At 47.1% G+C, this 25,732-nt stretch carries 23 protein-coding genes, 1 pseudogene and 1 riboswitch; of the genes and pseudogenes, 16 read left to right on the top strand and 8 right to left on the bottom strand.

Annotation, left to right across the window (positions count from 1 at the left end):
* Positions 1-444, top strand: a pseudogene (locus ADA01nite_RS14855) (glutamine synthetase family protein); the annotation flags it as partial.
* Positions 445-591: 147 nt separating this feature from the next.
* Positions 592-1,149 carry a cupin domain-containing protein gene (locus ADA01nite_RS14850; protein ID WP_146811061.1) on the top strand — a complete coding sequence of 186 codons (558 nt, stop codon included), beginning with the start codon at positions 592-594 and terminating at the stop codon, positions 1,147-1,149.
* 358 nt (positions 1,150-1,507) lie between these two features.
* On the opposite strand, the gene ADA01nite_RS14840 is transcribed toward ADA01nite_RS14850, so the two are convergent.
* From ADA01nite_RS14840 to ADA01nite_RS14825, 4 genes are all read right to left on the bottom strand, one after another.
* The gene (locus ADA01nite_RS14840) at positions 1,508-2,227 is read right to left on the bottom strand and encodes a glycosyltransferase family 2 protein (RefSeq protein WP_246147356.1); all 720 of its coding nucleotides are present in this window, start codon (positions 2,225-2,227) and stop codon (positions 1,508-1,510) included.
* Positions 2,228-2,494: 267 nt separating this feature from the next.
* A complete protein-coding gene (locus tag ADA01nite_RS14835) occupies positions 2,495-3,457 on the bottom strand; it encodes a threonine ammonia-lyase (protein WP_146811059.1) in 963 nt (320 codons plus the stop codon).
* Positions 3,458-3,761: 304 nt separating this feature from the next.
* The gene (locus ADA01nite_RS14830) at positions 3,762-4,055 is read right to left on the bottom strand and encodes a hypothetical protein (RefSeq protein WP_146811058.1); all 294 of its coding nucleotides are present in this window, start codon (positions 4,053-4,055) and stop codon (positions 3,762-3,764) included.
* 174 nt (positions 4,056-4,229) lie between these two features.
* The gene (locus ADA01nite_RS14825; RefSeq protein ID WP_146811057.1) at positions 4,230-4,769 is read right to left on the bottom strand and encodes a hemerythrin domain-containing protein; all 540 of its coding nucleotides are present in this window, start codon (positions 4,767-4,769) and stop codon (positions 4,230-4,232) included.
* A gap of 221 nt (positions 4,770-4,990) precedes the next feature.
* Here ADA01nite_RS14825 and ADA01nite_RS14820 point away from each other — a divergent pair, with 221 nt between their 5' ends.
* From ADA01nite_RS14820 to ADA01nite_RS22965, 3 genes are read left to right on the top strand one after another with little or no spacing between them, the layout of a single operon-like run.
* Positions 4,991-5,455, top strand: a complete 465-nt coding sequence (locus tag ADA01nite_RS14820) for an HIT family protein (RefSeq protein WP_146811056.1) — start codon at positions 4,991-4,993, stop codon at positions 5,453-5,455.
* A gap of 4 nt (positions 5,456-5,459) precedes the next feature.
* Entirely contained in the window at positions 5,460-6,464 is a 1,005-nt protein-coding gene (locus ADA01nite_RS14815; protein ID WP_307724495.1) for a DEAD/DEAH box helicase family protein, read from the top strand.
* Positions 6,457-6,915 (top strand): hypothetical protein, encoded by a 459-nt coding sequence (locus ADA01nite_RS22965; RefSeq protein WP_307724494.1) that lies wholly within the window; start codon positions 6,457-6,459, stop codon positions 6,913-6,915. The genes ADA01nite_RS14815 and ADA01nite_RS22965 overlap by 8 nt, the downstream gene beginning before the upstream one ends.
* Before the next feature lie 90 nt (positions 6,916-7,005).
* Here ADA01nite_RS22965 and ADA01nite_RS14810 read toward each other — a convergent pair whose 3' ends face one another.
* The gene (locus ADA01nite_RS14810) at positions 7,006-8,235 is read right to left on the bottom strand and encodes a benzoate/H(+) symporter BenE family transporter (protein ID WP_146811055.1); all 1,230 of its coding nucleotides are present in this window, start codon (positions 8,233-8,235) and stop codon (positions 7,006-7,008) included.
* 119 nt (positions 8,236-8,354) lie between these two features.
* Between ADA01nite_RS14810 and cidR the strand changes: the two genes are divergently transcribed.
* From cidR to ADA01nite_RS14760, 10 genes are all read left to right on the top strand, one after another.
* Positions 8,355-9,251: a cidABC operon transcriptional activator CidR gene (cidR, locus tag ADA01nite_RS14805; RefSeq protein ID WP_146811054.1), complete on the top strand. Its 897-nt coding sequence runs from the start codon at positions 8,355-8,357 to the stop codon at positions 9,249-9,251.
* A 398-nt stretch (positions 9,252-9,649) separates the two neighbouring features.
* Positions 9,650-11,251: a malate synthase A gene (gene aceB / locus ADA01nite_RS14800; protein WP_146811053.1), complete on the top strand. Its 1,602-nt coding sequence runs from the start codon at positions 9,650-9,652 to the stop codon at positions 11,249-11,251.
* Positions 11,252-11,273: 22 nt separating this feature from the next.
* Positions 11,274-12,551: an isocitrate lyase gene (gene aceA, locus ADA01nite_RS14795; RefSeq protein ID WP_146811052.1), complete on the top strand. Its 1,278-nt coding sequence runs from the start codon at positions 11,274-11,276 to the stop codon at positions 12,549-12,551.
* A gap of 63 nt (positions 12,552-12,614) precedes the next feature.
* Positions 12,615-12,770 carry a protein YhfH gene (gene yhfH / locus ADA01nite_RS14790; protein WP_307724493.1) on the top strand — a complete coding sequence of 52 codons (156 nt, stop codon included), beginning with the start codon at positions 12,615-12,617 and terminating at the stop codon, positions 12,768-12,770.
* A gap of 205 nt (positions 12,771-12,975) precedes the next feature.
* Positions 12,976-13,392 carry a CidA/LrgA family protein gene (locus ADA01nite_RS14785; protein WP_146811050.1) on the top strand — a complete coding sequence of 139 codons (417 nt, stop codon included), beginning with the start codon at positions 12,976-12,978 and terminating at the stop codon, positions 13,390-13,392.
* Positions 13,385-14,074 carry an LrgB family protein gene (locus tag ADA01nite_RS14780; protein ID WP_146811049.1) on the top strand — a complete coding sequence of 230 codons (690 nt, stop codon included), beginning with the start codon at positions 13,385-13,387 and terminating at the stop codon, positions 14,072-14,074. Before ADA01nite_RS14785 ends, ADA01nite_RS14780 begins: the two co-directional genes overlap by 8 nt.
* Before the next feature lie 98 nt (positions 14,075-14,172).
* Complete coding sequence (locus ADA01nite_RS14775) at positions 14,173-15,057, top strand: NAD(P)-dependent oxidoreductase (protein ID WP_146811048.1); 885 nt, start codon at positions 14,173-14,175, stop codon at positions 15,055-15,057.
* A gap of 291 nt (positions 15,058-15,348) precedes the next feature.
* A complete protein-coding gene (gene epsC / locus ADA01nite_RS14770; RefSeq protein ID WP_146811047.1) occupies positions 15,349-16,191 on the top strand; it encodes a serine O-acetyltransferase EpsC in 843 nt (280 codons plus the stop codon).
* Positions 16,192-16,326: 135 nt separating this feature from the next.
* Entirely contained in the window at positions 16,327-16,890 is a 564-nt protein-coding gene (locus ADA01nite_RS14765; RefSeq protein ID WP_146811046.1) for an FAD-dependent oxidoreductase, read from the top strand.
* A gap of 267 nt (positions 16,891-17,157) precedes the next feature.
* Positions 17,158-17,604: a hypothetical protein gene (locus ADA01nite_RS14760; protein ID WP_146811045.1), complete on the top strand. Its 447-nt coding sequence runs from the start codon at positions 17,158-17,160 to the stop codon at positions 17,602-17,604.
* Between the two features lie 71 nt (positions 17,605-17,675).
* On the opposite strand, the gene ADA01nite_RS14755 is transcribed toward ADA01nite_RS14760, so the two are convergent.
* The 3 genes from ADA01nite_RS14755 to ADA01nite_RS14745 all read right to left on the bottom strand — a co-directional run bounded on the left by ADA01nite_RS14755 (position 17,676) and on the right by ADA01nite_RS14745 (position 21,573).
* The gene (locus tag ADA01nite_RS14755; RefSeq protein WP_146811062.1) at positions 17,676-19,178 is read right to left on the bottom strand and encodes an amino acid permease; all 1,503 of its coding nucleotides are present in this window, start codon (positions 19,176-19,178) and stop codon (positions 17,676-17,678) included.
* 122 nt (positions 19,179-19,300) lie between these two features.
* A riboswitch (Lysine riboswitch) is annotated at positions 19,301-19,488 on the bottom strand.
* Between the two features lie 108 nt (positions 19,489-19,596).
* Complete coding sequence (gene brnQ / locus ADA01nite_RS14750; RefSeq protein WP_146811044.1) at positions 19,597-20,931, bottom strand: branched-chain amino acid transport system II carrier protein; 1,335 nt, start codon at positions 20,929-20,931, stop codon at positions 19,597-19,599.
* 339 nt (positions 20,932-21,270) lie between these two features.
* Entirely contained in the window at positions 21,271-21,573 is a 303-nt protein-coding gene (locus ADA01nite_RS14745) for a hypothetical protein (RefSeq protein ID WP_146811043.1), read from the bottom strand.
* A gap of 148 nt (positions 21,574-21,721) precedes the next feature.
* Between ADA01nite_RS14745 and ADA01nite_RS14740 the strand changes: the two genes are divergently transcribed.
* Positions 21,722-25,624: a dynamin family protein gene (locus tag ADA01nite_RS14740; RefSeq protein WP_146811042.1), complete on the top strand. Its 3,903-nt coding sequence runs from the start codon at positions 21,722-21,724 to the stop codon at positions 25,622-25,624.
* Positions 25,625-25,732: the final 108 nt, after the last annotated feature.

Raw genomic sequence — 25,732 nt, 5'->3', positions numbered from 1 at the left:
AAAAGAATGCAGCCGGGCTCCTGGGCTCCTGCCCATGTGTGCTACGGAGCGGGCGATCGTTCTGTACTCGTTCGTATTCCGGAAAAGCGAAGAACCCGACGTTTCGAATATCGCGGTGCGGATGGAACCTGCAATCCGTATCTTCTCGCTGCTTGCTTGGTCGCCGCCGGTCTTCACGGCATTCAAAATCAGATGGACCCGGGTGAGCCGGCAGATATTGATGTCAGCAGGCTCAGTGACATGCAATTGAAGGAAAAAGGCATTACCTGGACCCCACGGAGCCTAAAGCAAGCGCTCGATTATCTAGCGGAGGATACCATTTTAGCGGAGACGATTGGCCGTTCAATCTGGGAGGAGTTCATTAAAATTAAAAGAACGGAGTGGGACAAATATTCTCGATATGTGAGCGAATGGGAACGAAGCATATTCAGTTCGAGATTTTAAGCTAGAGGACGGGTTTCCGTCCTTCTTTCATGAAAGGAGAGAAGCGAATGAGAATCCATTATATTAAATAAGTCACCCTGATCTAAGTACATTCCCTAAATATAGTACATAGGATAATTTTATAAATCTGTGAAGGGAATGAGAAAAATGTACAATGTTCCTTATATGTATCCATATCCTTATTACGTTAACGTATCAATGTATAACTATGGAAGACCTGTTTACTGGACCACTCTTAATGAGATAGGGCATGCTAAACGATTGGGTTTTGTACAATCGTCAAAGGCAATAGATAAAACGAAATTAAAAGATTATGGACCAGAACCGTTTGTAGTGAATATCAATGAGGCTACGAAGCGAAACAATACGTTTCGTACCGCTTTATGGACAGGAAATCATTTGCAAGTTACATTGGTGAGTCTCAATGTTGGCGAAGATATCGGTTTGGAAATTCACCCTAACGTTGATCAATTCTTACGTATTGAACAAGGTCAAGGGATTGTTCAAATGGGCAAGAGTAAAGATAATTTAAACTTTGAAAGAAAAGTCTATGATGACTCTGCCATTATGATACCTGCTGGAACATGGCACAATGTAACCAATACAGGTAATATCCCGCTAAAACTTTACTCGATCTATGCACCTCCACAACATCCACATGGTACTGTACATGTAACAAAAACCGATGCTATGGCAGCTGAATAAAACTACTGTGAAGAAGAACGTGGTTGCAAAAATATATTATTAGAATTGTTCTTGCAAAATTAGAGATTATATGTTTGTTATTCGAGCGTTTTGCATACACGAAATGAAAAAGAGCCACCGATAGGATTTTCCTCTAACGGAACACCACGCTGCTCCATGGGTTTTGACATGGCATATTGAGGAGCAGACAAACGGTACGTAAAGTTTCGCTGTCCTCATGCCGTTGGGAATGTGACTGTCCACATGGTTCTGCGTGGTGCTCTTCTTACTTATTACGGAATGGTTGTTAAGGTGAATCCAAATGACGACCTGCTTTGTTTTTGTGTTCCTCATCGGGCTGCCCGTATGCTGTAAAGCCTTATCTTTTCGTTACAAATCTTTTGTAGTTTTTTATACGAGGGATAACTTTACTATCTCCCAACAATAGTTCCTTTTCACTAATAATCCATGTATGGCCTTTAGAGTTCTTTCTTCGGACGACAACAAAATTATGTCTTCTCCCAGAGAAAATCCTGAAGCCTTTTGCCTTAGCGTCCCTACAAAATTTATCGTCTTCGCCAATATTTCGATTTTGAAAGCGCACTCTCTTAAAAACATTTCTTTTAATAACCAGGGTAGCGCCAGGAAGGATAGACACAAATTTATTTTCATCTCTGGGAAAACGGAGGATAAGAACTTTCGCTCCACTAAGCCAGGCATAATGCGCACGTTTCCCAACGATATCCGCGTTTGTTTTCTTGAATACATTCATAGCATCAGTTAAATAGGAGGGAGCGTAGTAATCATCATCGTCAAATTTCGCAATATAACTATATCTGGCTTTCTTTACTCCAAAATTCAAACATCTCCCTAAAGAAGTTTTTTCCGGTAGTTGATAAACCGATACATTTTTATATTTTTTCGCCATGCTCCTGTATTTTTCAATTTTTATGCGATCTTTGTTCAAAATGATGATGAGCTGCTTCTTCTTCCAGTTTTGTCTGTTATAATTCCTAAACAGGTTGTCTATAAATTCGGCGCGCTTCGTACAGGTAATGACAGAAACACCTTTTATATTGGTTTTTACTTTTACGTTTATATCGACCAATGGTTTCCTCCTTTCGTGGATCAGCATAAGACATGTATCCTTGTACTATATTGAATATGAGTGATATGAAAGAATGGAAACGGCATATTTACCGGATATGGCGCGGAAATTGCTATACATTTGACAGGTATTTAACCGGACGTGCAGAAAAATTCTTATTAGGGGTAGCGTCAGGAAAATGCGGATTTACAACGTTGACAAAAACCCTATATTTTGTTTGTCAGCACTTTTTACGACTGCTTTTGTAACTCTATCTTTTTATTCATGAGCATTCATCACCTTCATAAATAAGGAAGAATCCACATTGCCACCTGTAATGATACAAAGCACGTTTTTATTAGCGATATCTGGAACTTGATTCTGTAATAACGCTGCAATCGTTACAGCACTAGAGCCTTCAATTATATAACGATGATTTATCGCCATCCACTTCATCGCATATGCAATGCTTTCTTCGCTAACTAATATACTTCCATCTACTCTTGAAAAAGCAAGCTGTAAAGGGGCTTCATGGATGCCGCCATAAATCCCATCAGCGATTGAAGCTTGATAAGTCACATCGACCATTCTTCCGGCCATGAATGATTCATGCCATGCCGGGGAGGCCTCGCTTTGTACTCCAATTACTTGCACGTCAGGATTCATCGCTTTTGCAGCAGTAGCAATTCCATTTAAAAGCCCACCACCACCGACTGGTACTAAAATGACATCAAAATCTGGTTTTTCAAGCATAGCCTCTAGACCAATCGTACCTTGACCAGCCATTGTAATTACGTCATTAAATGCATGAATAAACGTTCTGCCCGTTTCCTTCGCTAATTGCTCCGCATGTTTTTCTGCCTCATCATAGGTAGCACCATACTGTACTATTTCTCCACCAAATCTTTGAATGCCACTTATTTTTGCTTGTGCTGTATTTTCTGGAACGACTACAAGTGCAGAAGTATCAAATAAAGAAGCTGCATAGGAAACTGCCTGTGCATGGTTACCAGAAGAGGCTGTGATGACTCCTTTACTTTTCTCCTGATTTGTTAATGTTGAAATTTTACTAAGTGCACCTCTTGCTTTAAAAGAACCCGTCTTCTGGAGATTTTCTAATTTAAAATAAACATTTGAAGATAGTCGTTCATACAAACTATCCGAAAAAACCAAAGGCGTTTCGATAATATGATTTTTAATACGATTTTTAGCCTGAATAATGTCAGAAATAAATAATTCCATTCATTAAAACCTCGTTTCTTTTTCTGAATATGCACCGATTATAAAACGATGCTGTAACCTGTTGTCTTTCTCTTTTGTTAATAATAACAAAGCCATATAACTAGCTACAATGCTAGCCATATGGCTCATTATTTTTTATTACATACTTTTTGGAATACGTTTTTCTTCACCGTAAATACTACACGTAGGTTCATCTCTGTCTTTATCCGGTCTTCCACCTGCATTTTACGATTTAGGTTTGTGTTTATACGTCAAACAATTACGTAAGTTGGAAATCCGCATAAAGGCGGAGGTAGATACTGCCTTATTTGAATGGGCAGTTAGATTGCTGACCGGCCAGGTTGCTTAACTGTTGAGTAGGAATGTTAAACTGCTGCGCTGGTGCGTTTTGTGTATTGTCAGTATGATTGCCCATAAATTTTTGGAATAAGTTTCCAAGTTGTCCGCGATCAGCGAAATTTGGTTGTTGCGTTACGGCGTCAGAAGTTAGGTTTTGGAATCCGGTAGTGAATGGGCAATTTGCTGCGCTTGCACTTCCTGCACCAAATGTAAATAGGGATGTACCGAGAATAGTAACGGTTGCCAGTAGCTTTTTCAATTTCTTTCACTCCTTAGCTAAAATTTGTTGTTGCTAACTCTTTTTCTATCCTAACATACAAGTATCCGGATTTTTGCTGGTAAATATTTTTTCCGGCTTGGTAAATATTTTTTGTTGATTATGCAAATCTTTGCGAGCAATTCTTTTGACGTAATTTTTGCAGTCTTAAAACAGCTATTGATGAAACGAACAAAACAACTGCTGCTTTTGTTGCGGAGTTAGCGCATTTTCCGCAAAAGGGAATAGGACATTTTCTTCTTTCGTAAAATGCAGCAGCAGAATCTGGCAGGCGTCCATCAAATGGGTGGCTGCCTCTTTCGCGTCCGCTGACGGCGAGGAAGAAAGTTCTTCAAATACGGCGAGTTGACGCTTTGCTTCTTCGTGCTCGTATTCCATTACCTGTACCGGACCGAAATTGTCCCCCATTTCTTTCTTTAGCAGGGTAAACAGACCGTTTTCCTCTTTTTCGGAATGAAGTTCAAGCTGCAGCTTGAATTTTTGTTCCTTCATAAAAAGGGTCAGGAGCGCCTGCAATATTTCTGGGTCTTGAGCAGGTGCATCGCTGTTGAGAAGCTGTCCGGCTTCTTTGATGAGTTCGCGCATTTGCTGGCGGAGCGGTTCATGCTCGTCGAGTAATTGTTGAATGGCCGGGGAGTAGGAGGCGGGCGGGCTGGACATATTGTGGCATGGAGAAGTGTGGGGTTCAGAGAACATGGATATTTCCTCCTTACATAGATAGCTGTTTGGTTTGTATCTTTATCATACAAACTTTTCCGGAGGGGGGCTGTGACTATAATCACATAATAACTAAGAAAAATAAGGCGAAAAAGTAATAGATACATATACGTTTTCCTGGGTTGATTTGCTGAATTCTTCCTTCTTTCCTTATAATAAACAGTGACTGCAATCGACAGAGAGAGAATGGAGGAGAAGAAATGGATTGTCCGTTCTGTGCAATGCCTGCGGAACAAATGGTGTTAGAAAATGAGCATGCGAAAGCATTCTTTGATAAATATCCGGTCCAGAAAGGACATTTGCTGATTGTCCCTAAGCGACATATCGCGAATTACTTTGAGGCGACAGAAAAAGAAATCCTGGCGATTCATCGATTGTTACAAGAAGGGAAGGGAAGGCTGGATCAAGAGTTTGCGCCGGACGGCTACAACATTGGCGTAAATGTAGGCCTGTACGGCGGCCAGACCGTTATGCATCTGCATGTTCACCTGATTCCGCGCTACAAAGGCGACGTTGCCGACCCGCGCGGCGGCATCCGTAAAGCGATTCCAAACCTTGTGCCGTATCCGCCGGAGGAAAAGGAGAGGAATCATGCCGACCTATACGCGCACAGAAAGCGGAAGAACGGGGTAGATTTACGCGCGGGATCGTATTGTTTGAGGTGAAAGAATGAACAAAATCCGACTGGTAACCTCACGGGCCATTGATCAGATTATCCAGGAGATGGAGCGAGCGTCCACCATTTATATTTTGACGTCTTTTGCGATGAAATCCGGAATAGAATTGCTGGTACCTTATTTGCGGCAGGCAAAGGAGCGGGGAGCAGAAATAAAGCTGCTGACCGGTGACTATCTGTTTATTACGCAGCCGGAAGCATTGAAGATGATTTCTGAGATGGAAGATGTGCTGGAAGCCCGATTGTGGCGAAGCGGCGGTGTTTCGTTTCATTCACCGTCTGCACTTCCGGTATACGAAGAGGCGTCTGAAGCGTATATGGCGCTGTTTTACCATGAAAATACTGTTCCGATTAATCAGGAGACGGCAGCGGAATACGAACGATCGTATAAGGAGTACCATTGGAAGCATCCGAATTTGGTAGATACATGGACACAAAAAGAAGAGTTGGATTTGATGTTTGCTCCGAAAAATCATGGTGAAGCGGAACAGGTGGGCGAACCGGGGGCGTCCTATGAAACGGGTAAGGTGCTGCAGCCGCGCGAAGTGCAGGTAAGAGCGCTGGAAGAACAGCAGAATACGAGGGAAGAAGAGTACAGTAAAGCGATGGTCGTGATGGCGACCGGACTTGGGAAAACGTATCTCGCCGGTTTTTTTGCGCGTGGATTTAAGCGGGCCTTGTTTATCGCCCATCGTGAAGAGATTCTGAACCAGGCCATGCGATCCTGGCAGCGGGTTATGCCGGAGAAAACGCACGGGATTTATAATAGCAAAAGCAAAGAGGGGGAGGCAGACTGCGTGTTCGCTTCCATTTATACGCTGGCTCGCCAGCGTCATCTTACCCAATTTGCTCCCGGAGATTTCGATCTAATCGTAGTGGATGAGTTTCATCATGCGGCGGCCGACCTATCTGGAGGCACATTTGTACAGTGGTGGCGACGGGACTGTCTATCGACAGGAGTTTGGCTCCTACCTTGGATTTCTTTACCGGGTGAATGAGTTTACGGAAGAAGAAGCAGAGATTTTTTGGAAATATAAAGAATGGTTCGGTGAAGTCGAAAAGACAGCAATGAATAAGAGTTATAAAATGGTACTTTTACTTGCAATGCTTGAGAGAGGACCGCTGTCTTGGGAGCAGCCGGTGCAGGCGAGGGAGATTGTGAGGTTCTTCTATGATTATCTGACGGCGGAGTCTTATCGACTTCGGGCGGAAGCAAGAGATAGGCAAACGAAGCAGTTGCTTTCCCAATACGATGAAGAGAGGATAGCTCGTTTGATTCGGGAAATGCCGATGGATAAATGGAGTGGGAGTTCGAAAGGGTTAGTGGCGGTGGAAAGGGAACATTTTTCTATCAAGCTGGAGTTGCTTCCTCACGAAAGGGAGAAAGTTTTTGAATGGACCAGGCAAATCTGCGAATTTCGCCTCCATCATTATTTTGAAAGAAGATAATAGCGTGATGTATGAAACTCCCCCCTGGAAACAGTCTGTTATTCCGGGGGAGTTATCATGTACGGCAGGTGCATTCACACAACTCCTCTCTTACGCGACCTGCTCGTTGTCTATTACCTGATTCGTTAGTTTTTGATTCTTTCTTTCCAAGAGCAAGGATACAAGTGTTCCCCCAATCAATCCCCAAAAAGGAGCCCCAATTTGAAAAATAGAAATCCCTGAGATTGTAATCATAAAGGAGAACAATGCGCCCATTTTATAATGTGAGGAGAAGCTCATATGTAATGAATCGATCAAAACGCCGATCATCGCTAGCCCGCCAAGTAATTTAATTAATGAAGACGGAACAAGATGGGGAATCGAGGCGGCGAAAGGGGCAAATAACGCCAGTAAACAGGATAACAGTCCCAGCACAATCGCCGCTGCATAACGCCGGTCCTTCTCCTGGGAATGATCCGTAGAAAGGATCGCCGTCATCGGACCGGCAATACAAGCCGAATGTGCCCCCAGAAAACCGTTCACAATCGAACCTAGCCCGCTCCACGAAGTCATAGAATTGACAGGGGGCTTGTAGCCTGCGCTTTGTAAAACAGCGATCCCCTGCGCATTTTGAATAGCGATAATGGTAAGAACAAGCGGAAGAACAAGCTCTCCTATGGTAGCCATGTCAAACGCCGGCATATACCACTGGGGCTTAGCAACAGAAAAAATGGCTTTGCCTGAATGAACACCGGGTACAATATACAGCATAATCACTGCAGAAAGGATCGCCCCAAGAATCGGTGGAAATTTTTTGGCGAGCCCTCGAAAACAGGAAAACACAAAAAAAACGAATAACGGAACCCCATTAAGTATGGGATTTTCTAGAACAGAATGAAAAATATCGGTTCCAAACGGAAGAAGGACGCCGGATACCATCCCCATCATGACCGGCATAGGCAGAATTTTCATCAGTTTATGTATAGCTCCTGATAACCCAAGAAGAAGCGTGACGATTCCTACGACCACATAAGCACCGATCACCTGCTCATACGTATGGTGGGATAACGATGCTCCAACCAAAATCGCTCCAGGAATCGAAAAGGCATAGCCGATAGGCTGCCGGTAATAAAAGGACAAAATCACCGTTAACAAACCACCTACCCCATAAATGGCAAAAATCCAGGAGGTAATTGTATCCGCACTCAGGTTTCCCTTAGAAGCCGCTTGTAAAACAATTAACAAAGGACCGGTTGCACCAAAAATCCAGGAAACCAGCCCATTCGATATGTTTCCAACGGACAAATGCCGGGGAAATTCAAATACATTTTGTTTCCACAATTTATATCCACCCTTTCTCTTATTACACTAGTAAGTTTATAGCAACTCAGACTATAATCAAAATATATATTTCGCATAGCATTTATGCGTTCTATTTATGAATGAGAGGGTATAAACAAATGGATATACGACAATTACAGTACTTTATTGAAGTTGCCAAACATAAAAGCTTTACACGGGCTGGCGAGAATCTTCATGTTACACAGCCCAATATCAGCCGAATGGTTAAAAGCCTGGAGGAAGAGCTGGGGATTGCCCTTATCGACCGCTCGACTAAGCAACTTCATCTGACCGACGCAGGAAAAATCGTATACGAAGAAGCCAAAAAGGTCGTGCAAATTCTGGATCATTTATCCATTAAGCTCTCTGACCTAATGAACATTCAACAGGGAAAGATTAAAATCGGCCTTCCTCCGATTATTGGTGCCAAATTCTTTCCGAAGATTTTAGCCGAATTTCACGCTTCCTATCCTAAAATCACCTGTGAACTCATTGAATATGGCAGCAAAAAAGTTGAACAGGAAATCAGTGCCGGAAACCTGGATTTAGGGGCTGTAGTACTTCCAGTGGAAGAAACACGTTACCATTCTGTTCCCTTTGTCCACGAGGAAATTTGTCTACTTGTTCATCGCGACCATCCCTTAGCGGGTAAAACTGAGGTTTTCCTGCGGGATTTGCAGCATGAATCCTTCATCCTGTTTCGTGAAGATTTTACCATGCACGATCGAATTATTAATGAATGTATCCGCGAGGGCTTTCATCCAAAGATCATATACGAAAGTTCTCAATGGGATTTTATTCGGGAAATGGTGGCAACCAATCTTGGTGTATCTTTGCTGCCTAAAACCATCTGCGAGGAAGTCGATCCTGCGCAGATTCATGTCATTCCTGTCCAGCCCTCGATCCCCTGGAACGTTTCCATCATATGGCGAAAAGAACGGTACCTTTCCTTTGCAGCCCGGGAATGGATTCGGTTTACCTGTAAGTATTTACATCAGCCGTTCCCTCTTGAATAACCAACAGCAAAGGCACAAAAGGTTTTTATCTTTCCCCTTCATTGTTGTTATAGAACAAAGCAATGCGATTTTGAAGTCAATCATCGTTGTGAAACAGTGACCTGTGTGTTTGTAGCATGGTTTATTTCTAGGAAGATACGGGCTATAAGGAGTGTTTTTAGCGAATTTACAAGATTGGGCGAAAAAAAGTGTTGCGTAAAGAGAAAGTCTGTATTATATTAATAAGCATAATAAACAATTGTTATATTACAGTTTCTTAGAAATTTATGATTTGGCCGGCAATGAATTTTCAAAAAACTCTTGTTGTTGTCGAATATCTGTATTATAATCAGGTCATAAATCGAAAACTGTTATATAACTATTTTGGAAAACATCGGACGAATAGGAGGTTATACGTCATGGGTACGAAAACATACCCGGCAGGCATTGAGGTTCGCGGTCCTGTATCGGAAGCGTACGACGAGATTCTAACGCCGGAGGCTCTGGAATTTGTAGCGAAGCTGCACAGACAATTCAACCAGCAACGAATCTCTCTGCTGCAGAGACGGGAAGAAAGACAAAAAGAAATCGATGCAGGCAAAATGCCGGATTTCTTGCCAGAGACCAAACATATCCGTGAAGGACAATGGACGATTGCACCTCTACCGGTCGACCTGCAAGACCGGAGAGTCGAGATTACGGGACCTGCCGGCGATCGCAAAATGGTTATCAATGCCTTCAACTCCGGAGCTAAGATGTTCATGGCGGACTTCGAGGATGCCAATTCACCCACCTGGAGCAACACGATTGAAGGCCAGATTAACCTAAGGGATGCCATCAATAGAACGATAGAATTTGTAAGCCCTGCAGGGAAGCATTACACATTAAAGGAAAACCCTGCGACATTGATTGTCCGCCCGCGGGGCTGGCACCTGGAGGAAAAACACGTACTGATTGACGGAGAGCCTGTTTCCGGTAGTTTGTTCGACTTTGGTCTGTACTTCTACCATAATGTGCAGACGCTGCTGGAAAACGGCACAGGCCCCTACTTTTATCTGCCGAAGATGGAGAGCCATTTGGAGGCACGGCTCTGGAATGACGTGTTTGTTATGGCGCAGAACGAATTGGGAATCGCGCAGGGCACAATCAAAGCCACTGTTCTTATCGAGACAATTTTGGCAACATTCGAAATGGATGAAATATTGTACGAACTGCGTGAGCATTCAGCCGGTTTGAATTGCGGTCGCTGGGATTATATATTCAGCTACATAAAAAAATTCCGGAATCAACCGCATATTATTCTCCCGGACCGTGCAGCCGTGACGATGACAGTGCCGTTCATGGACGCGTATACGCAGTTAACCATTAAAACGTGTCACCGGCGCAATGCCCCGGCCATCGGTGGAATGGCAGCCCAAATTCCGATCAAAGGAGATCCGGAAGCAAATGAAGCGGCCTTCAACAAAGTTCGCGCAGACAAGGAAAGGGAAGCGAAAAACGGTCACGATGGAACATGGGTGGCGCATCCGGGATTGGTTCCGGTAGCGATGGAGGTTTTTAACGAGATCATGCCGACCCCGAACCAAATTGATAAAAAACGTGAAGATGTCCAGGTAACCGCTGCCGATCTTCTCGCGGTACCTGAAGGAGAGATTACGGAGGAGGGGCTTCGCACCAACATCAGTGTAGGAGTTCAATACATTGAAGCATGGCTTGGCGGAGCCGGTGCCGTTCCGATTTTCAATCTGATGGAAGATGCGGCGACAGCGGAAATCTCCCGTGCGCAAGTATGGCAGTGGATTCGTCATCCGAAGGGAATCCTTAACGATGGACGCAAGGTAACAGCCGAGTTATTCGAGGAGCTGCTTGCAGACGAATTGCTGAAGATTAAAAAAGCGGTTGGCGGAGACAATTATCATTCGGGTAATTACCAGTTGGCGAGTGAGTTGTTTTCCAAGCTTATCCTCGATGATGAGTTCGAAAACTTCTTAACGCTTCCTGGTTATAAATATCTTACTTAAAAATTTGAAAGGGTGGATAGAGATGGTAGAACATTACGCACAACAATTAGAAGAGAGTTGGAAAGACAGCCGTTGGAGAGGGATTGAAAGACCATATTCAGCCGAGGATGTCATCCGGCTCCGTGGCTCCGTTCAAATTGAATATACACTGGCTCGTATGGGAGCTGAGCGTCTCTGGAACCTGGTCAACACAGAGGACTATGTGAATGCGCTGGGTGCTTTAACCGGAAATCAAGCCGTACAACAGGTAAAGGCGGGCTTAAAAGCCATTTACTTAAGCGGCTGGCAGGTTGCAGCTGACGCAAACCTTTCCGGAAATATGTATCCTGACCAAAGTCTGTATCCGGCAAACAGTGTGCCGCATGTGGTAAAGCGCATCAATCAGGCGCTGCAGCGGGCGGATCAAATCCATCATTCTGAAGGCAAAAATGACATCAATTGGTTTGCTCCTATCGTTGCCGATATGGAAGCAGGATTTGGCGGCTCATTAAACGTATTCGAACTGACGAAAGCCATGATTGAAGCGGGTGCGGCAGGCGTTCACTTAGAAGACCAATTATCCTCTGAAAAGAAATGCGGCCATCTGGGCGGAAAAGTTCTGCTTCCGACGCAAACCGCGGTACGCAACCTGATTGCTGCACGTTTGGCTGCCGATGTCATGGGCGTTCCTACGGTATTGATCGCAAGAACGGACGCCAACGCAGCAAACCTGATTACAAGCGACGCTGATCCGTATGATGCACCGTTCATTACCGGTGAGCGTACGCCGGAAGGCTTCTATCGTACCAAAGCAGGTCTTGATCAGGCGATTGCAAGAGGTCTTGCATATGCGCCGTATGCTGACATGATTTGGTGCGAAACGTCCGAGCCGAATGTCGAAGAAGCAAGACGTTTCGCCGAAGCTATTCACGAACAGTTCCCTGGCAAATTGCTCGCATACAACTGCTCGCCTTCCTTCAACTGGAAGAAAAAATTGGATGATGAAACGATTGCGAACTTCCAAATTGAACTGGGTAAAATGGGGTACAAATTCCAATTCGTTACGCTGGCAGGATTCCATGCCCTCAACTACAGCATGTTTGAGTTAGCACGTGGCTATAAAGAAAGAGGAATGGCAGCATACTCCGAACTGCAGCAAGCAGAATTTGCAGCTGAACAATACGGCTATACTGCCACAAGACATCAGCGCGAAGTAGGTACCGGCTACTTTGATGAAGTTTCCCAGGTAATTAGCGGCGGGACATCTTCAACGGTTGCACTGGCAGGTTCAACCGAAGCCGAACAATTCACGAAAGCGTAATGTACTTTTCCTATACTTCAGCACTGAGAAAAATAAAAGGTTAAACTTAAATATATCATAAAAATGAAAAATAGCAAACAGGAGGGACTTAAAATGGGATTGGAACTCGATGGAAGTATTCCTAAAAAAACGTGCAGTGAATGCGGGTGCGAAATTCAAGAGCGGTTTGAATCTTACATCCATGTTTGTGAACGGTGCATCAATAAGAAAGAAGAATAAATGGAATAAATAGAACCAGTTCGTCGTTTTAAGAAGCCCTCTTTATTCCCTGTTTTAGAAAAATAGTAAAGGTTGCGATTTCAGGATAGGGCACTCCCTATCCTGAAATTTTGTATACAAGTAGAAAACATTCACTAAGGGTAGTAGCAGGCATGCCCGCAGTGTCAGGTAAAGAGAAAGCCTGAAATAAACAGGGGTGGAAAATATGAAAAAAAAAGTTGCCATTGTCTTTCGCTTGTATGCGCAAGTATTGCTTTTATATATCCTTAGTGAAATAGGGAATTTCATTGTTGAGATTTCCCGGCTTCCTTTACCCGGAAATCTCGTAGGAATGTTGCTCCTTTTTCTCTTGTTAATTACGAAAATGATTCCCCTGCACTGGGTGAGTGAAGGCTCGTCTCTTTTACTCAAACATTTATCTTTGTTTTTCATTCCCGTGGCAGTAGGATTAATGAGCTATAAAGATCTGTTTTTACATCAGGGATGGATTTTTTTCCTTTGTATTTTATTAAGCCTGTGGATTGGAATGTATGCGACAGGAAAAGTATCCCAAACGATTGCTCTTAAGCAAGAAGATAACGTAAAAGAAAACTTGAAGAGTGGAGAACAAAGATATGGATAAATTCGTTACTTTATATACACTGGCAGTTACCATTGGCATTTATCTGTGGAGTGTACACTTAAGTAAAAAATATTCCAGTCCTTTGACGAATCCGGTTTTTCTAAGTACTCTTCTCATCATTTTCATTCTTGTACTCAGCCATATTCCTTATGCTGAGTATCAGGGCACGAAAGAAGTGCTCACTTTTTTTCTGGGGCCGGCTACGGTTGGCATTGCTGTGCCATTGTATCAACAACGAAAGGTTTTATATCAAAATCTTATTCCTTCCTTTGCCGGTATATTGGTAGGCTCTGTTGTTTGTATGCTAACAACCATTCTGACGTTAAAAGGATTACATCTATCCTCCGAAGTTGTTCGTTCGATGAGCGTGAAGACCATTACTACTCCCATCGCCATGGAAGTTGCCGGGATTATCCACGGTGATAAGGTGCTGGCTGCCATTTTTGTAGTCTTGACAGGAATGTTAGGGGCGATGACAGGCCCTTCGATAATGAACAGAATGAAAATCTATCATCCATTGTCTAGAGGTCTTGCGCTTGGGACGCAGGCACATGGCATAGGAACGGCGCGAGCGGCATCGGAAGGCGAGCTTCAGGTGGCAATCGCCGGGGTAGCCATGGGGGTTAACGGGATTTTTGTTTCGATACTTGTCCCCTCTATTGTCGTATGGATGATAAATTAACATTTTCCAAAAAGAATGCCGTCTTCTTCCTATTTCGAAATTTTTATATATAATAGAAGAATAAATTTTGCATTGATTACAGATAAGGAGTGGAAGCGATGGCAGTTAACGCAAACACCGTTATCGGATTCATCGGCACGGGTGTCATGGGTAAAAGCATGGCCGGTCACCTGATGAAAGCAGGCTACCGGGTACATATCTATAATCGAACGAAAGAAAAAGCGCAAGAGCTGATTGACGCGGGCGCCGTATGGAATGACACCGTAGCCGCACTGGCAGCGGAAGCGGATGTCATTATTACAATGGTCGGTTATCCGAAAGATGTCGAAGAGACGTATTTGGGCGAAGGCGGCATTCTGCTGCACGCCAAAGAAGATGCCTATGTTATCGATATGACGACCTCAAGCCCGATACTGGCCAAGAGAATTTATGAGGAAGCCAAAAAAAGAAACATTCATGCGCTGGACGCACCGGTATCCGGCGGTGACATCGGTGCACGTGAAGCGCGGCTCGCCATCATGGTCGGCGGCGATAAAGAGGCGTTTGATGCGATGCAGCCGATTTTTGAGAAGATGGGGACCAATATTATCCATCAGGGACCGGCCGGCTCCGGTCAGCATACGAAGATGTGCAACCAGATCGCCATTGCATCCGGTATGATCGGCGTCTGTGAGGCGATGGTATATGCGAAGCGGGCAGGCCTGGATCCGGAGAATGTGCTAAGAAGCATCTCGACCGGAGCGGCAGGCAGCTTTTCGCTTAGCAATCTGGCGCCGCGGATGCTGAAAGGCGATTTCGCACCTGGCTTTTATATTAAGCATTTTATTAAGGACATGAACATTGCGTTGGAAGCGGCGGAAGAGATGGGGATGATGACACCGGGATTGAAGTTGGCCAAGTCACTGTATGAGGAATTGGCGGCAAAAGGAGAAGAGAACAGCGGAACACAGGCGCTGTACAAGCTGATTGACGGGCAAATCTAATCCGATGGGCAGCTGGGCATTCCGGATTGAAAACGGAATGCCTTTTCTGTGTTTTTCTGTCTTTTCCTTCGTGTCACAAAAGTCAGCTGTCCTTTCTATTATTTTTATGTCGGAGCTGCGGCTGAAGGCCATGGTGATTTTGTGGAAGAGAGAGTGATTGCATCCTGATTCACGAATAGGTACTATATTTAATATAGTATAATGTAGGGGAACGCTCTTTATGCTGATGCGCAACTGCCGCACAGCCGATTGCCAGTCGAATGTCACAATTCATAAGGAAAGGTGCATCGTATGTTACAGGATGATTTCTATAAAGAGATACAACACGAACTCGAATTGTCTTACAAGGATAAGCTTGAAAACAATACATACCGCAAGCAAATTGATATTCCTTTATTTAAGTGTTTCGTTCAGCAAGTCAAAGAGGTGATACTGCCGGAATATTATCCGGCCCTGGACAGCAAAAGCATATCGATGGAGGAAAAGATTCGCCGCCTCCATGGTACGCTTGTCCAGCTTCTCGAGTATGAACACGAGAACGCGGCAAAGCACCAGGAGGACGCTATTCTGCTGATGAAAAAATTGCCCGGGTTACGAAAATATGCGCTGCTGGATATTAAAGCGGCGTATGAGAAAGACCCGGCTGCGACGAGTTATTATATGGTGGCCGCTTCGTACCCGGGCATCTATGCCATTATTAATCATAGAATCTCGCATGAGCTTTATTTGATGGGGTATCCTATCGTTGCGCGAATGGTATCCGAATTAACGCATGGGAAAACAGGCATTGATATTCATCCGGGAGCTAAAATCGGAGAGAGTTTCTTTATCGATCATGGAACAGGGGTCGTTGTTGGTGAAACTACGGAGATCGGCAACGGCGTTACCCTTTACCAGGGGGTAACGTTAGGTGCTTTTTCGTTCCGTAAAGATGAAGCAGGAAACATAGTCAAAGGAAACAAGCGGCATCCTACTATTCAGGATAATGTTACCATCTATTCCGGCGCCACTATTTTAGGTGGGGATACCGTTGTTGGCGCTCATTCGATTGTCGGCGGGAATGTATGGCTGACAAAGAGTATTCCGGCATACAGCAAAGTGACGGCGCAACCTACGATCAGCATCGTTACATAAGTGAGGCGCTTGCTATCGGTCAGCGCATGCCCTGTTTTCATTTTCGAGATAATTGTGGTAGACTTCACCTAAAGGGTTCTTCTATTTTTTGGTGTTGTTGTAAACATTCTTGTAAAGAAGAAGGAGCTGATACATATGTACGATATTATTATTGTAGGAGCAGGACCGGCTGGGGCCAGTGCCGCTTTGTTTACTGCAAAAGCAGGAAAGAAGACGCTGGTCATTGATTCGGATAAAAGTATAACAAAACGGGCATGGATTGAAAATCATTATGGGGTAATGGAAATCACGGGACCGGATCTGGTGGAAATAGGGAAAAAACAGGCAGCTAAATTTGGAGCAGAAATCATCGAAGATAAGGTAGTAAATATCGCTAAAACGGATGCGGGTTTTCGGGTTGAAGCAGAAAAGAGCTCTTTTGAAGCGCAGCAGGTAATCCTTGCAACAGGGGTCCTCGTTGATCTTGCAGAAAAAGCGGGGCTAAAAACCAAACCCGGAACGGAGCCTCGAATTAAAACCGTATTTGATGTAGATGCAGAAGGGAAAACGAATATAGACGGCATTTGGGCAGCGGGTACAGCAGCCGGAGTTAGTGTCCATTCCATTATCACAGCAGGGGATGGAGCGAAAGTAGCCATTAATGTAATTAGTCAGTTAAATGGAGAACGGTACGTTGATCATGATGTGCTAAAATCATAAACGTATAGTAAAATTGCTAAAAAGGCAGCTATGGTTAGCTGTCTTTTTCTGTGAAAATTATGAGAAAAGAAGGAAGGGGAAGAGGAAATAAGATTCAGGGAAGAAAAAGGCCTTCGCCTTTTTCCGCATTTGTACTTTTCTAAATTAAGATCTGATAATTATCTCATTTTATTGAATTTATAAAATTTTATTTCTTCAGAGGAAGGAACTGAAGAGCAGGGGAGCGTATACATATAGAATAGACAAAAATCAGAGGAGGAGATACGAATGGGACAGGGCGCAACAGAAAAAGCAACGACAGGCTCAGTTGAAGCGTTTTGCGGCACCTGGGCATTGCTTCCGGAGAAATCCTGGTACCAATTCGGCGCACCTGCACAGCAGGCCAAGTACCGGATTAAGCAGGAAGGGAAGCAATTGAAGATTGGCGTTGAATGGACGGAGATGGACGGCCAGACGTTTAGGGCGACGAACTATTTTATTCCGGACGGCCAGCAGTATCCATACGATAACCCGGACATTGCCGATACTGTCTCCGCTTCGTTTACGGGCGAGAGGACGCTGGAGACGACATCGTTTAAAAACGGTGAAGTGTTGCTTTTCGCGCGTCGCGAGCTTTCAGAAGACGGCCGACACATGACGATTACGCAGAGCGGCCGGACACCGAAGGGCACCACGTTCTCGAATATCTCCATCTATAAAAAGCACCAGGAATAGAAGAGGCTTCCCGGGCGACAGACAAGCAAGAAAAAACCCGCGCATGGCCACGCGGGTTTTTGTCTGTCGATTTAATGCTTATATTCTTCGTCTGCAGGGGTGTCAAACCGGCACTCGCGGAGCGGGATGAACGTCGTCTTTTTCACCGCTTTGTAGCCGAACCACAGCAGGAGGAACAGCGGCAGGCCGATGTAGGAGACGAGCACGCCGTTCCAGTCAATGGCGTCTCCTGTGAAGGCGGAATAGTTTTGTCCAAGGATGACGATCATGCAGAGCACGAACGCGAAGATTGGACCGAATGGGAACCATTTCGCCCGGTATGGCAGGTCGCTCAAATCGCGTCCCTGGATGGTGTAGGCCCGACGGAAACGATAATGGCTGACTGCGATGCCGAGCCAGGCGATAAAGCCCGACATGCCCGATGCGTTCAGCAGCCAGGTATAGACTGCACCGTCACCGAAGAACGAGGCCAGGAAGGCGAGCATGCCGACAGCGGAAGTCGCCAGCAGCGCATTGACCGGAATACCACGGTCGTCCAGTTTGGCGAACAGCTTCGGTGCTTTGCCTTCTTTGGCGAGCACCCACAGAATCCGGGTAGAGGCGTACATACCCGAGTTGCCCGCGGACAGAACCGAAGTCAGGATGACGGCGTTCATAACGGACGCCGAGAATGCAAGCCCCGCTTTTTCAAATACAATAGTGAACGGACTCTTGGCAATGCCCTCGATGTCTCCGCTGATCAAGCTCGGATGGGTGTACGGGAGCAATAGGCCGATAACGAAAATCGCCAGGACATAGAACAGCAGAATGCGCCAGAATACCTGACGGATGGCTTTCGGTATGCTCTCTTTCGGATTATCGCTTTCTCCGGCCGCAACGCCGAGAAGCTCCGTTCCCTGGAATGAGAAGCCGGCTGCCATGAAGATGCCGAGCAGGGCCATGAAGCCGCCGTGAAACGGCGCATCATCTACGGTAAAGTTCTTGAATCCGACCGCCTCGCCGCCCATGATGCCGAAAATCATGGCCAAACCGATAACAATAAAGAGAATGACCGTAACTACTTTAATGAGAGCGAACCAGTATTCCGATTCGCCGTAGCCTTTGACCGACAGATAATTCAGACCGAACATCAAAAGGAGGAATAGGGCGCTCCAGAGAAACGACGAGCTCTCCGGAAACCAGAACTTCATCAGCAGCGTACCGGCCGAAAGTTCCGCCGCAATGGTAATCGCCCAGTTGTACCAGTAGTTCCAGCCGAGTGCAAACCCGAGCGCAGGATCGACGAAGCGGGAAGCGTAGGTACTGAAGGAGCCGGACACCGGCATGAAGGTGGCCAGTTCCCCGAGACTTGTCATAAGAAAATAAACCATAATACCAATGGCGATATATGCGACCAGCGCACCGCCCGGACCGGCCGTATTGATGGCGCCGCCGCTAGCGAGGAACAGCCCGGTTCCAATGGACCCGCCCAGCGAAATCATGGTGAGATGGCGCGCTTTCAGCCCGCGCCGCAGTTGTCCGTCCGGTGTCTGAGACGCCGTCTGCGCGTGCTCGGTAGTTGACTGTGATGGCATGTGCTGCACGTAAAAACACTCCTTTAATAAGATGCAAAAATGGGAAGGAAAGGAGTGGGAATATAAACAACACCGCCGAAGGAACCAACGGCGGTGTTCTTGATAACCCGCATCATACCTTCCATGAAGATAGCACACCATATCTGCGCGGATGCAGATATGACAGTTCCGTTCCTATTCGGAGACGGCCCCAGCCCGCGCGCCCAGAGATGCACACAGACTTCGGCGGTAGCTCCTTTCCAGTGAATTCCCGGGCGTTCTCTGCGCCTCCTTCACCATACTCCTAGCAACCGCGACCTCTACCCCATCGCTGATGATGAGGATATAATCGTTATTCATTTGAAAACAACGAGTCAATTATATAAAAGATTTATCGGCTGATCAACAACTTTTTGTTTTTTTAACAATTGTTTTTTCTTTATGCCGCATCTTTTTTAGCTGTCGAATGGCGGACGCCTTTTATTATGTCGACCATGCATCCGGCCAGAACACCGATGAAAGCCGGGGCAATCCAACCGAATCCTGCTGCGTATAATGGCAGGTGCGCAAAGGCTGAAGAAAATTTACCAGTAAATAATATATTGTTGATCGTGTCCAGAATGCTGAACAAACCGACGAGTGTGACCGCCAGCGGATAGACTGACGGGTAGGCAGCAACATACCGATGCGAAAGTGCCAGTATGATGAGCGTAATGGCAATGGGATACAAAAGGCCAAGAATTGGCACCGATACGTTCAGGATCTGTGTCAGTCCCAGGTTGGCGATGGCCATGCTCCAGACGGTAAGAACGGTTGCCCACGCTTTATAGGAAAGCTTCGGTAGGGAAGCGGAAAAGAACTGGCTGCATGATGTAACGAGTCCGACGGATACGCACAGGCAGGCGATTGTAAACGTAAATCCGAGCAGAATCGTTCCTCCTGCACCGAACAGGTGATGCATCATAAGCGTTAAAACTTGCGCCCCGTTCTCGGCCTGCGCCGCATTCGGCGTCACGGCTCCGAGATAGCCGAGGATCAGGTAGATGACCGCAAGCAGCAGACCCGCACCGAGACCGGCGTAGATCATATAGCGCGACAGGCTTTTTTCTTCATTTAGGCCTTTGGCTTTCAGCGTATTCGCGATGACGATGCCAAAGGCAAGTGCCGCGAGCGCATCCATTGTCAAGTAGCCATCCAGGAAGCCTTGAAAGGCCGGATTCGGTCCGTAGTTGCCTTCCGGGCTTTTGAGTGCATCCATCGGGGTAAAGAAGCTCTTTATGAAAATCACAGCAATCATCGCCAGTAAAAGCGGTGTGAGCAGCTTGCTGAACCGGTCCACCAGTTTGGACGGCGATAGGCTGAGCCAGAATACGAGACAGAAAAAAACAAATGTATAAAGCGCGGTGACTGTAGGATTCGCCGTTAGACCCGCGGGCAGAAAGGGCGCGGCGCCCATCTCATACGCCAGACTTCCGGCGCGTGGAATCGCAAGCCCTGGGCCAATCGACAGATAGACGAGAAGCGGGAACAGGAATGCAAAGGCCGGATGGACCCGTTCGGCCAATGTGCGAAACCCGCCCGCTTTGGCGACGGCCATTACGCCAAGAATCGGCAGGCCTGCCGCCGAAAGAATAAACCCGGTGAGTGAAAGCCAGACATGATTGCCGGCCGCCTGTCCGAGAAACGGCGGGAAAATCAGATTGCCTGCCCCGAAAAACATCGAGAACAGCATGAAGCTGACAAACATAATTTCCTTTTTTGATAGGTGATTCATAAACATTCTCCTTCAATAAGTGCATAATTATCTATAGATAAAGTAAGGGGTTTTCTGAAAAAAAGGCGAGAATTTGTCATCGTATTATGTATTAAATCAAGTAAGTATGTGTGGCATTGTATCAATTTTATTTTCGAAATACTAGTTGATTTCCTATATTCGAAATTGTAAATGTAGTTAGCGGTTTCATAGATTGTGTGCGAACTACAGTGCTGTGTAATGGCGTAGATGGACAGGACAACGTATGCAGCAAAGGAAAAACCCGGGGTCGCCATGCTGGCTGATGCCGGGTTTTGTTGTGTGGTACAATATAGGACATAAGCGGAAACCGCGTGGTATTTATACAATTACCTGGTTTCGTAAGGTTTTCTTCAGTTCTTTTTTCAGGCGCGGGTCAATGGTTTTGGCGTTCATAATCTGCTCGTACGCCCGGCGCAGCGCGTGCCAGTAGGAGGCATTGTTGCGCTCCGGCGCCGTCTCGAGAAATTCAATGTAATGCTTGACTGCTTGATCGGTCAGCGGCTTTTTCAGCATTTCATCGGTGACATAGATCATTTTTCTCTTTTGCTCGCTTTTGTACGCGACATACGAAAAACCGAAAAAAATACTGAACATTAATAGAATACATACAAACTGCATCATTGTGTCTTAAACCTCTTTCGTTCTTGTCATGAGCTTTGTACTAGCCATGCCACAGCATAGCAAAAATTATACATTTTTGTACGGAAAAAAATATTTTTCAACAACATCTTCAACAATTTAATGTCGCAGGGAAGTGTGGAAATTTATTATGTTAATACCTCAGCCTACTTTCACTCAATCAGCTATCCGTAAATGGGTCAAAAGCCAGAAGATTTTGCCCTCCCATGCGGCTTTGCGCCTCCGAGAATTGCTTCACAATTTTGAGCTGGTCGGCGACCGGATACGGGCGGACCGTTGCCGGGATTTGCTCGAAAAAGCGGATGCGGCAGAGTTCGTCATCGCTTTCTGCGGGCATTTCTCGGCCGGAAAATCGACGATGATTAATGAGTTGATGGGCGAAGAATTGCTGCCGACGAACCCGATTCCGACAAGCGCCAATGTGGTCAAAGTGAAAACCGGACCGGCGCATGCCGTCGTCACCTTCAAAGAAAAAGGCGAGGTAGCCTTTCCGTATCCGTACGATGTGAAAGAAATTCAGGCATATTGTACGGACGGCGACCGGGTGGACCGGGTGGAAATCGCCCATCCGAACGATCAGCTGCCGCCTGGCGTTGCGATTCTCGATACACCCGGGATCGATTCGACAGAGGACGCACACCGTGTGGCAGCAGAATCGCTTCTGCATACGGCGGACTTGATCCTTTGTATGACGGATTATAATCATGTGCAGTCAAGCCTGAACAGCGAATTCATCGAGACGCTGCAACAGGACATGAAACCGACATGGCTACTTATCAATCAAATCGACAAACACGTAGCGTTCGAGGTGCAGTTCACGGAGTTTGCACGCAAAATCACCAATGCGTTCACCGCTCTCGGGGTTCAGGAAGACGAGATTTTCTTCACGACGGTGCGTGAGCCGGATCACCCGCATAACGATGTGCCGCAGCTGAAGCAGCGTCTGGCGGAGGCGATTGCGGAGAAACGGCGCCGTGTGACAGAGACGGTGCTGACTGCTGCGTATCTGCTGGTGCGCGACCACCTGCTCTGGCGGGAAGAGAAGCGGCGTGCTGAGATCGAGGCGCATCGTGCCGTGCTTGGGACATACAGCATGACAGACGGGGAGCGAATTGTCCGGGAGCTGGCCGATGTCAAAGAGCGGGAACAGGCGCTCACGGATGAGGCGGAACGGTTTGAACGCGAATTCGCGGCGAAGCTGGACCGATTGTTTAAGAACGCGAACTTGATGCCATATCATACGCGTGAGCTGGCGCGCTCATTCGTCGAATCACAGCAAGTAAGCTTTCGCGTCGGGCGCCTGTTTTCCGGGCACCGCACAAAAGAAGAGCGGGAGCGCCGCCTGACTCTTTTCCATAAGGAAGTCCGTGAAAATGCGGCTACCTACATTGATATTCACCTGAAGAAAATGATGCTTGAGCATCTGGAAGCATACGGGATTGAAAATGAACAGCTGCGCCGTTCCATCTATGAGATGGAGGTGCCGATTACGAAAGAGATGCTGGTGGGCACAGTGAACAGGGGGGCGCTGTTCAGTACGGAATATGTTGTGCGCTATGCTTCGTTTGTCGTGGATGCCGTACGACAGCTGTATACTCAGGCGGTGAAAGAAAAGATGGAAGAAGCGCTGCTGGATTTGAAAAAGAACCGGCAGAAAAAAGCGGACACGCTAAGCAGGCGCAAGGAAGAATTGGAGAAAAAACGTGCAGCCGTGCTGGAACTGCAGGCCATAGCGGCAGGCCAGCAGCGTGCGCTGCGTCAGTTGCTTGATACGCTGGGTGGATCGGAAGAGGAATTTTCTGTAGAGGAGATGCAAGAGGAATCGCCACGCGCGTTCCAGGATATTGGAGAAGAAAAGCGCACGGTACGGCAGGTGCCGCGCGTCCATATCGGACGTAAGCAGGCAAAACGCCGACGGCCTCGTCAGGTGATAGCCGGAGACATGCGCAAACAGGCACGCCCTGCAATTGAAGCGCTGGAGCAAAGCGCCTGCCAGCTGCAGGTCTTTCCAGGATTTCGCGGTATGGTGCAGGAGCTTGTCTCCCGTGCACAGCGGATGAAACGACAGCAGTATACCATTGCTTTGTTCGGCGCATTCAGTGCGGGCAAGTCGTCGTTTGCCAATGCATTATTGGGAGATGCCGTGCTTCCGGTCTCGCCGCATCCGACGACCGCAGCGATTAACCATGTGCTGCCGCCGACGGAAGAAAGACCGCACGGGACGGTGCTTGTTCAGTTCAAACGGAAAGAACAAGTGTTGACTGACGTGAATCAGGCGCTTGAGATTGCGGAACAGAAGGTGGCTTCCTTCGCCGAGCTGGAAGCACTTCTTGATGAGCATGCGCGTATTGTGCGCGAGCAGCAGGAAAAAGAAGCGGAGAAAGCGCGCCGGGAAGCGCTGGAGCAGACGAACCCCGATGCTGGAAAGAAAACAGAAAGGAAGGGAGAGGAAGAAGAGGAAGAGCTCCGCGACCCGCTGGAGCTGTTGCGGGATGAGCAATTGTTCTTCTTGGAAGCCGTGCAGAACGGCCTGTCCGACATGCGCGGCCAATTCGGAGAGGAACGGACGGTCACGATGGAGGAGCTGTCGCTGTTCGTCGCTGTCGAGGAGCGGGCATGCTTCGTTGAGCGGGTGCTGCTGTATTATGACGGACCGCTGACGCGCCAGGGTGTCATTCTCATTGATACGCCGGGCGCAGGCTCGATGAACGCGCGGCATACCGAGGTGGCGTTCGAGCATATTAAACATGCGGATGCGGTTGTGTTTGTCACCTATTATAACCATGCTTTTTCGCGTGCGGACCGTGAGTTTTTGATTCAGTTAGGCCGGGTGAAGGAGTACTTTGCGCGGGATAAAATGTTTTTTATCGTCAACGCCGCCGACCTGGCCGCCTCGGAGGCGGAAATTGACGATGTGCTTAGGCATGTGGAGCGCAATCTGCTTGCCTGTGGGATTCGGGAAGCACGGCTGTATCCGGTCTCTAGCCAGATCGGGCTGCTGGCGGCTCGTCTCGCACAGGGGAGGCTGTCCGAAGACGAAGCAGCCCTCTACCGTAAGCTGACGGGCACTCCACCCGATACGCCGCCACCGGAGAGTGCGGAAGGGCGCTTTTTCTCCGGCATCACGCTGTTTGAAGAGGATTTTCGGGCGTTTGTGACGGAAGAGTTGGTCGGCGCGGCAGTGGCGTCGGCCTACGAAGACATCGGGCGCGCCCTGCGTGTACTGGAGGCATGGCGCACGGAGGCGCGGACAGAAGAGGGAGAGCGCAGGCGCAAAGAAGAACAGGCAAAGGCGGCTCGTCTTGCTTCCGGCACAGCAATAGAAGAGGTGGATACGGATATCGAGCGCGGCCTTGTGGCGCAGGAAATCGAGGAACTTGTGTACTACGTGAAGCAGCGGGTCTTCTACCGATATTTCGACGAGTTTAAAGCCATTATCAATGTGCCGGCGTTTGCCGATGAGCAGGAAGAGATGCAGACGTTGCTGCGCCGGTATACCAATGAAATTATCCGCTTCGTCGCATTCGACCTGGCTCAGGAAATGCGGGCGACCTCGCTTCGGATCGAAACATTCCTGGAACGAACGCTTGCGGGCATACACCGCCGGACGGAAAACGAGCTGCGTGCGCTTGACGAGAATATTGCGCTCGCCGGGTATGAGGCGCTGGAGTATGAGACGCCTTCGTTTGTGCCCGGATTGCATGAATGGAATGCCACGGTGTTTGCGGACCTGCTGACCCCGTATAAAAACCGGGCAACGTTTTTTACGGAGGGAGGCAATATGAAGCTGCGCGATGACCTGGAGGCCCGGCTGCGGGGTCCGGTCAGCGAGTATGTCTCCGCCTGTGAAAAGCAACTGAAAGATGCATATCTTCCGATGTTTGACAGAGAAGTACAGCGGCTGCGCCAGAAATGGGTCAGGCAGGTGGACGAATACTTTACCGGGAAGCTGGCCGCATTGACCGCATCGGGGGATATGGCGGCCCTGGATGCAGCGTATGAGGCGGTGCGGGCGATCTACCAAACGCGTTGAAAGTAAAATAAACAATATAAATGATGTCCCCTTTTCAGTCATTCTACTGCGGTAGTTAGCTGGCTGAACTTTAGCCCTGTTAGCAGGGCTTTTTTTTCTGTGAAAATT

The sequence above is a fragment of the Aneurinibacillus danicus genome (assembly GCF_007991215.1).
In the GTDB taxonomy this organism is placed as follows: domain Bacteria; phylum Bacillota; class Bacilli; order Aneurinibacillales; family Aneurinibacillaceae; genus Aneurinibacillus; species Aneurinibacillus danicus.
Note: the sequence above shows the minus strand (reverse complement) of the source record. Positions and strands in the feature narration are given on the sequence as shown.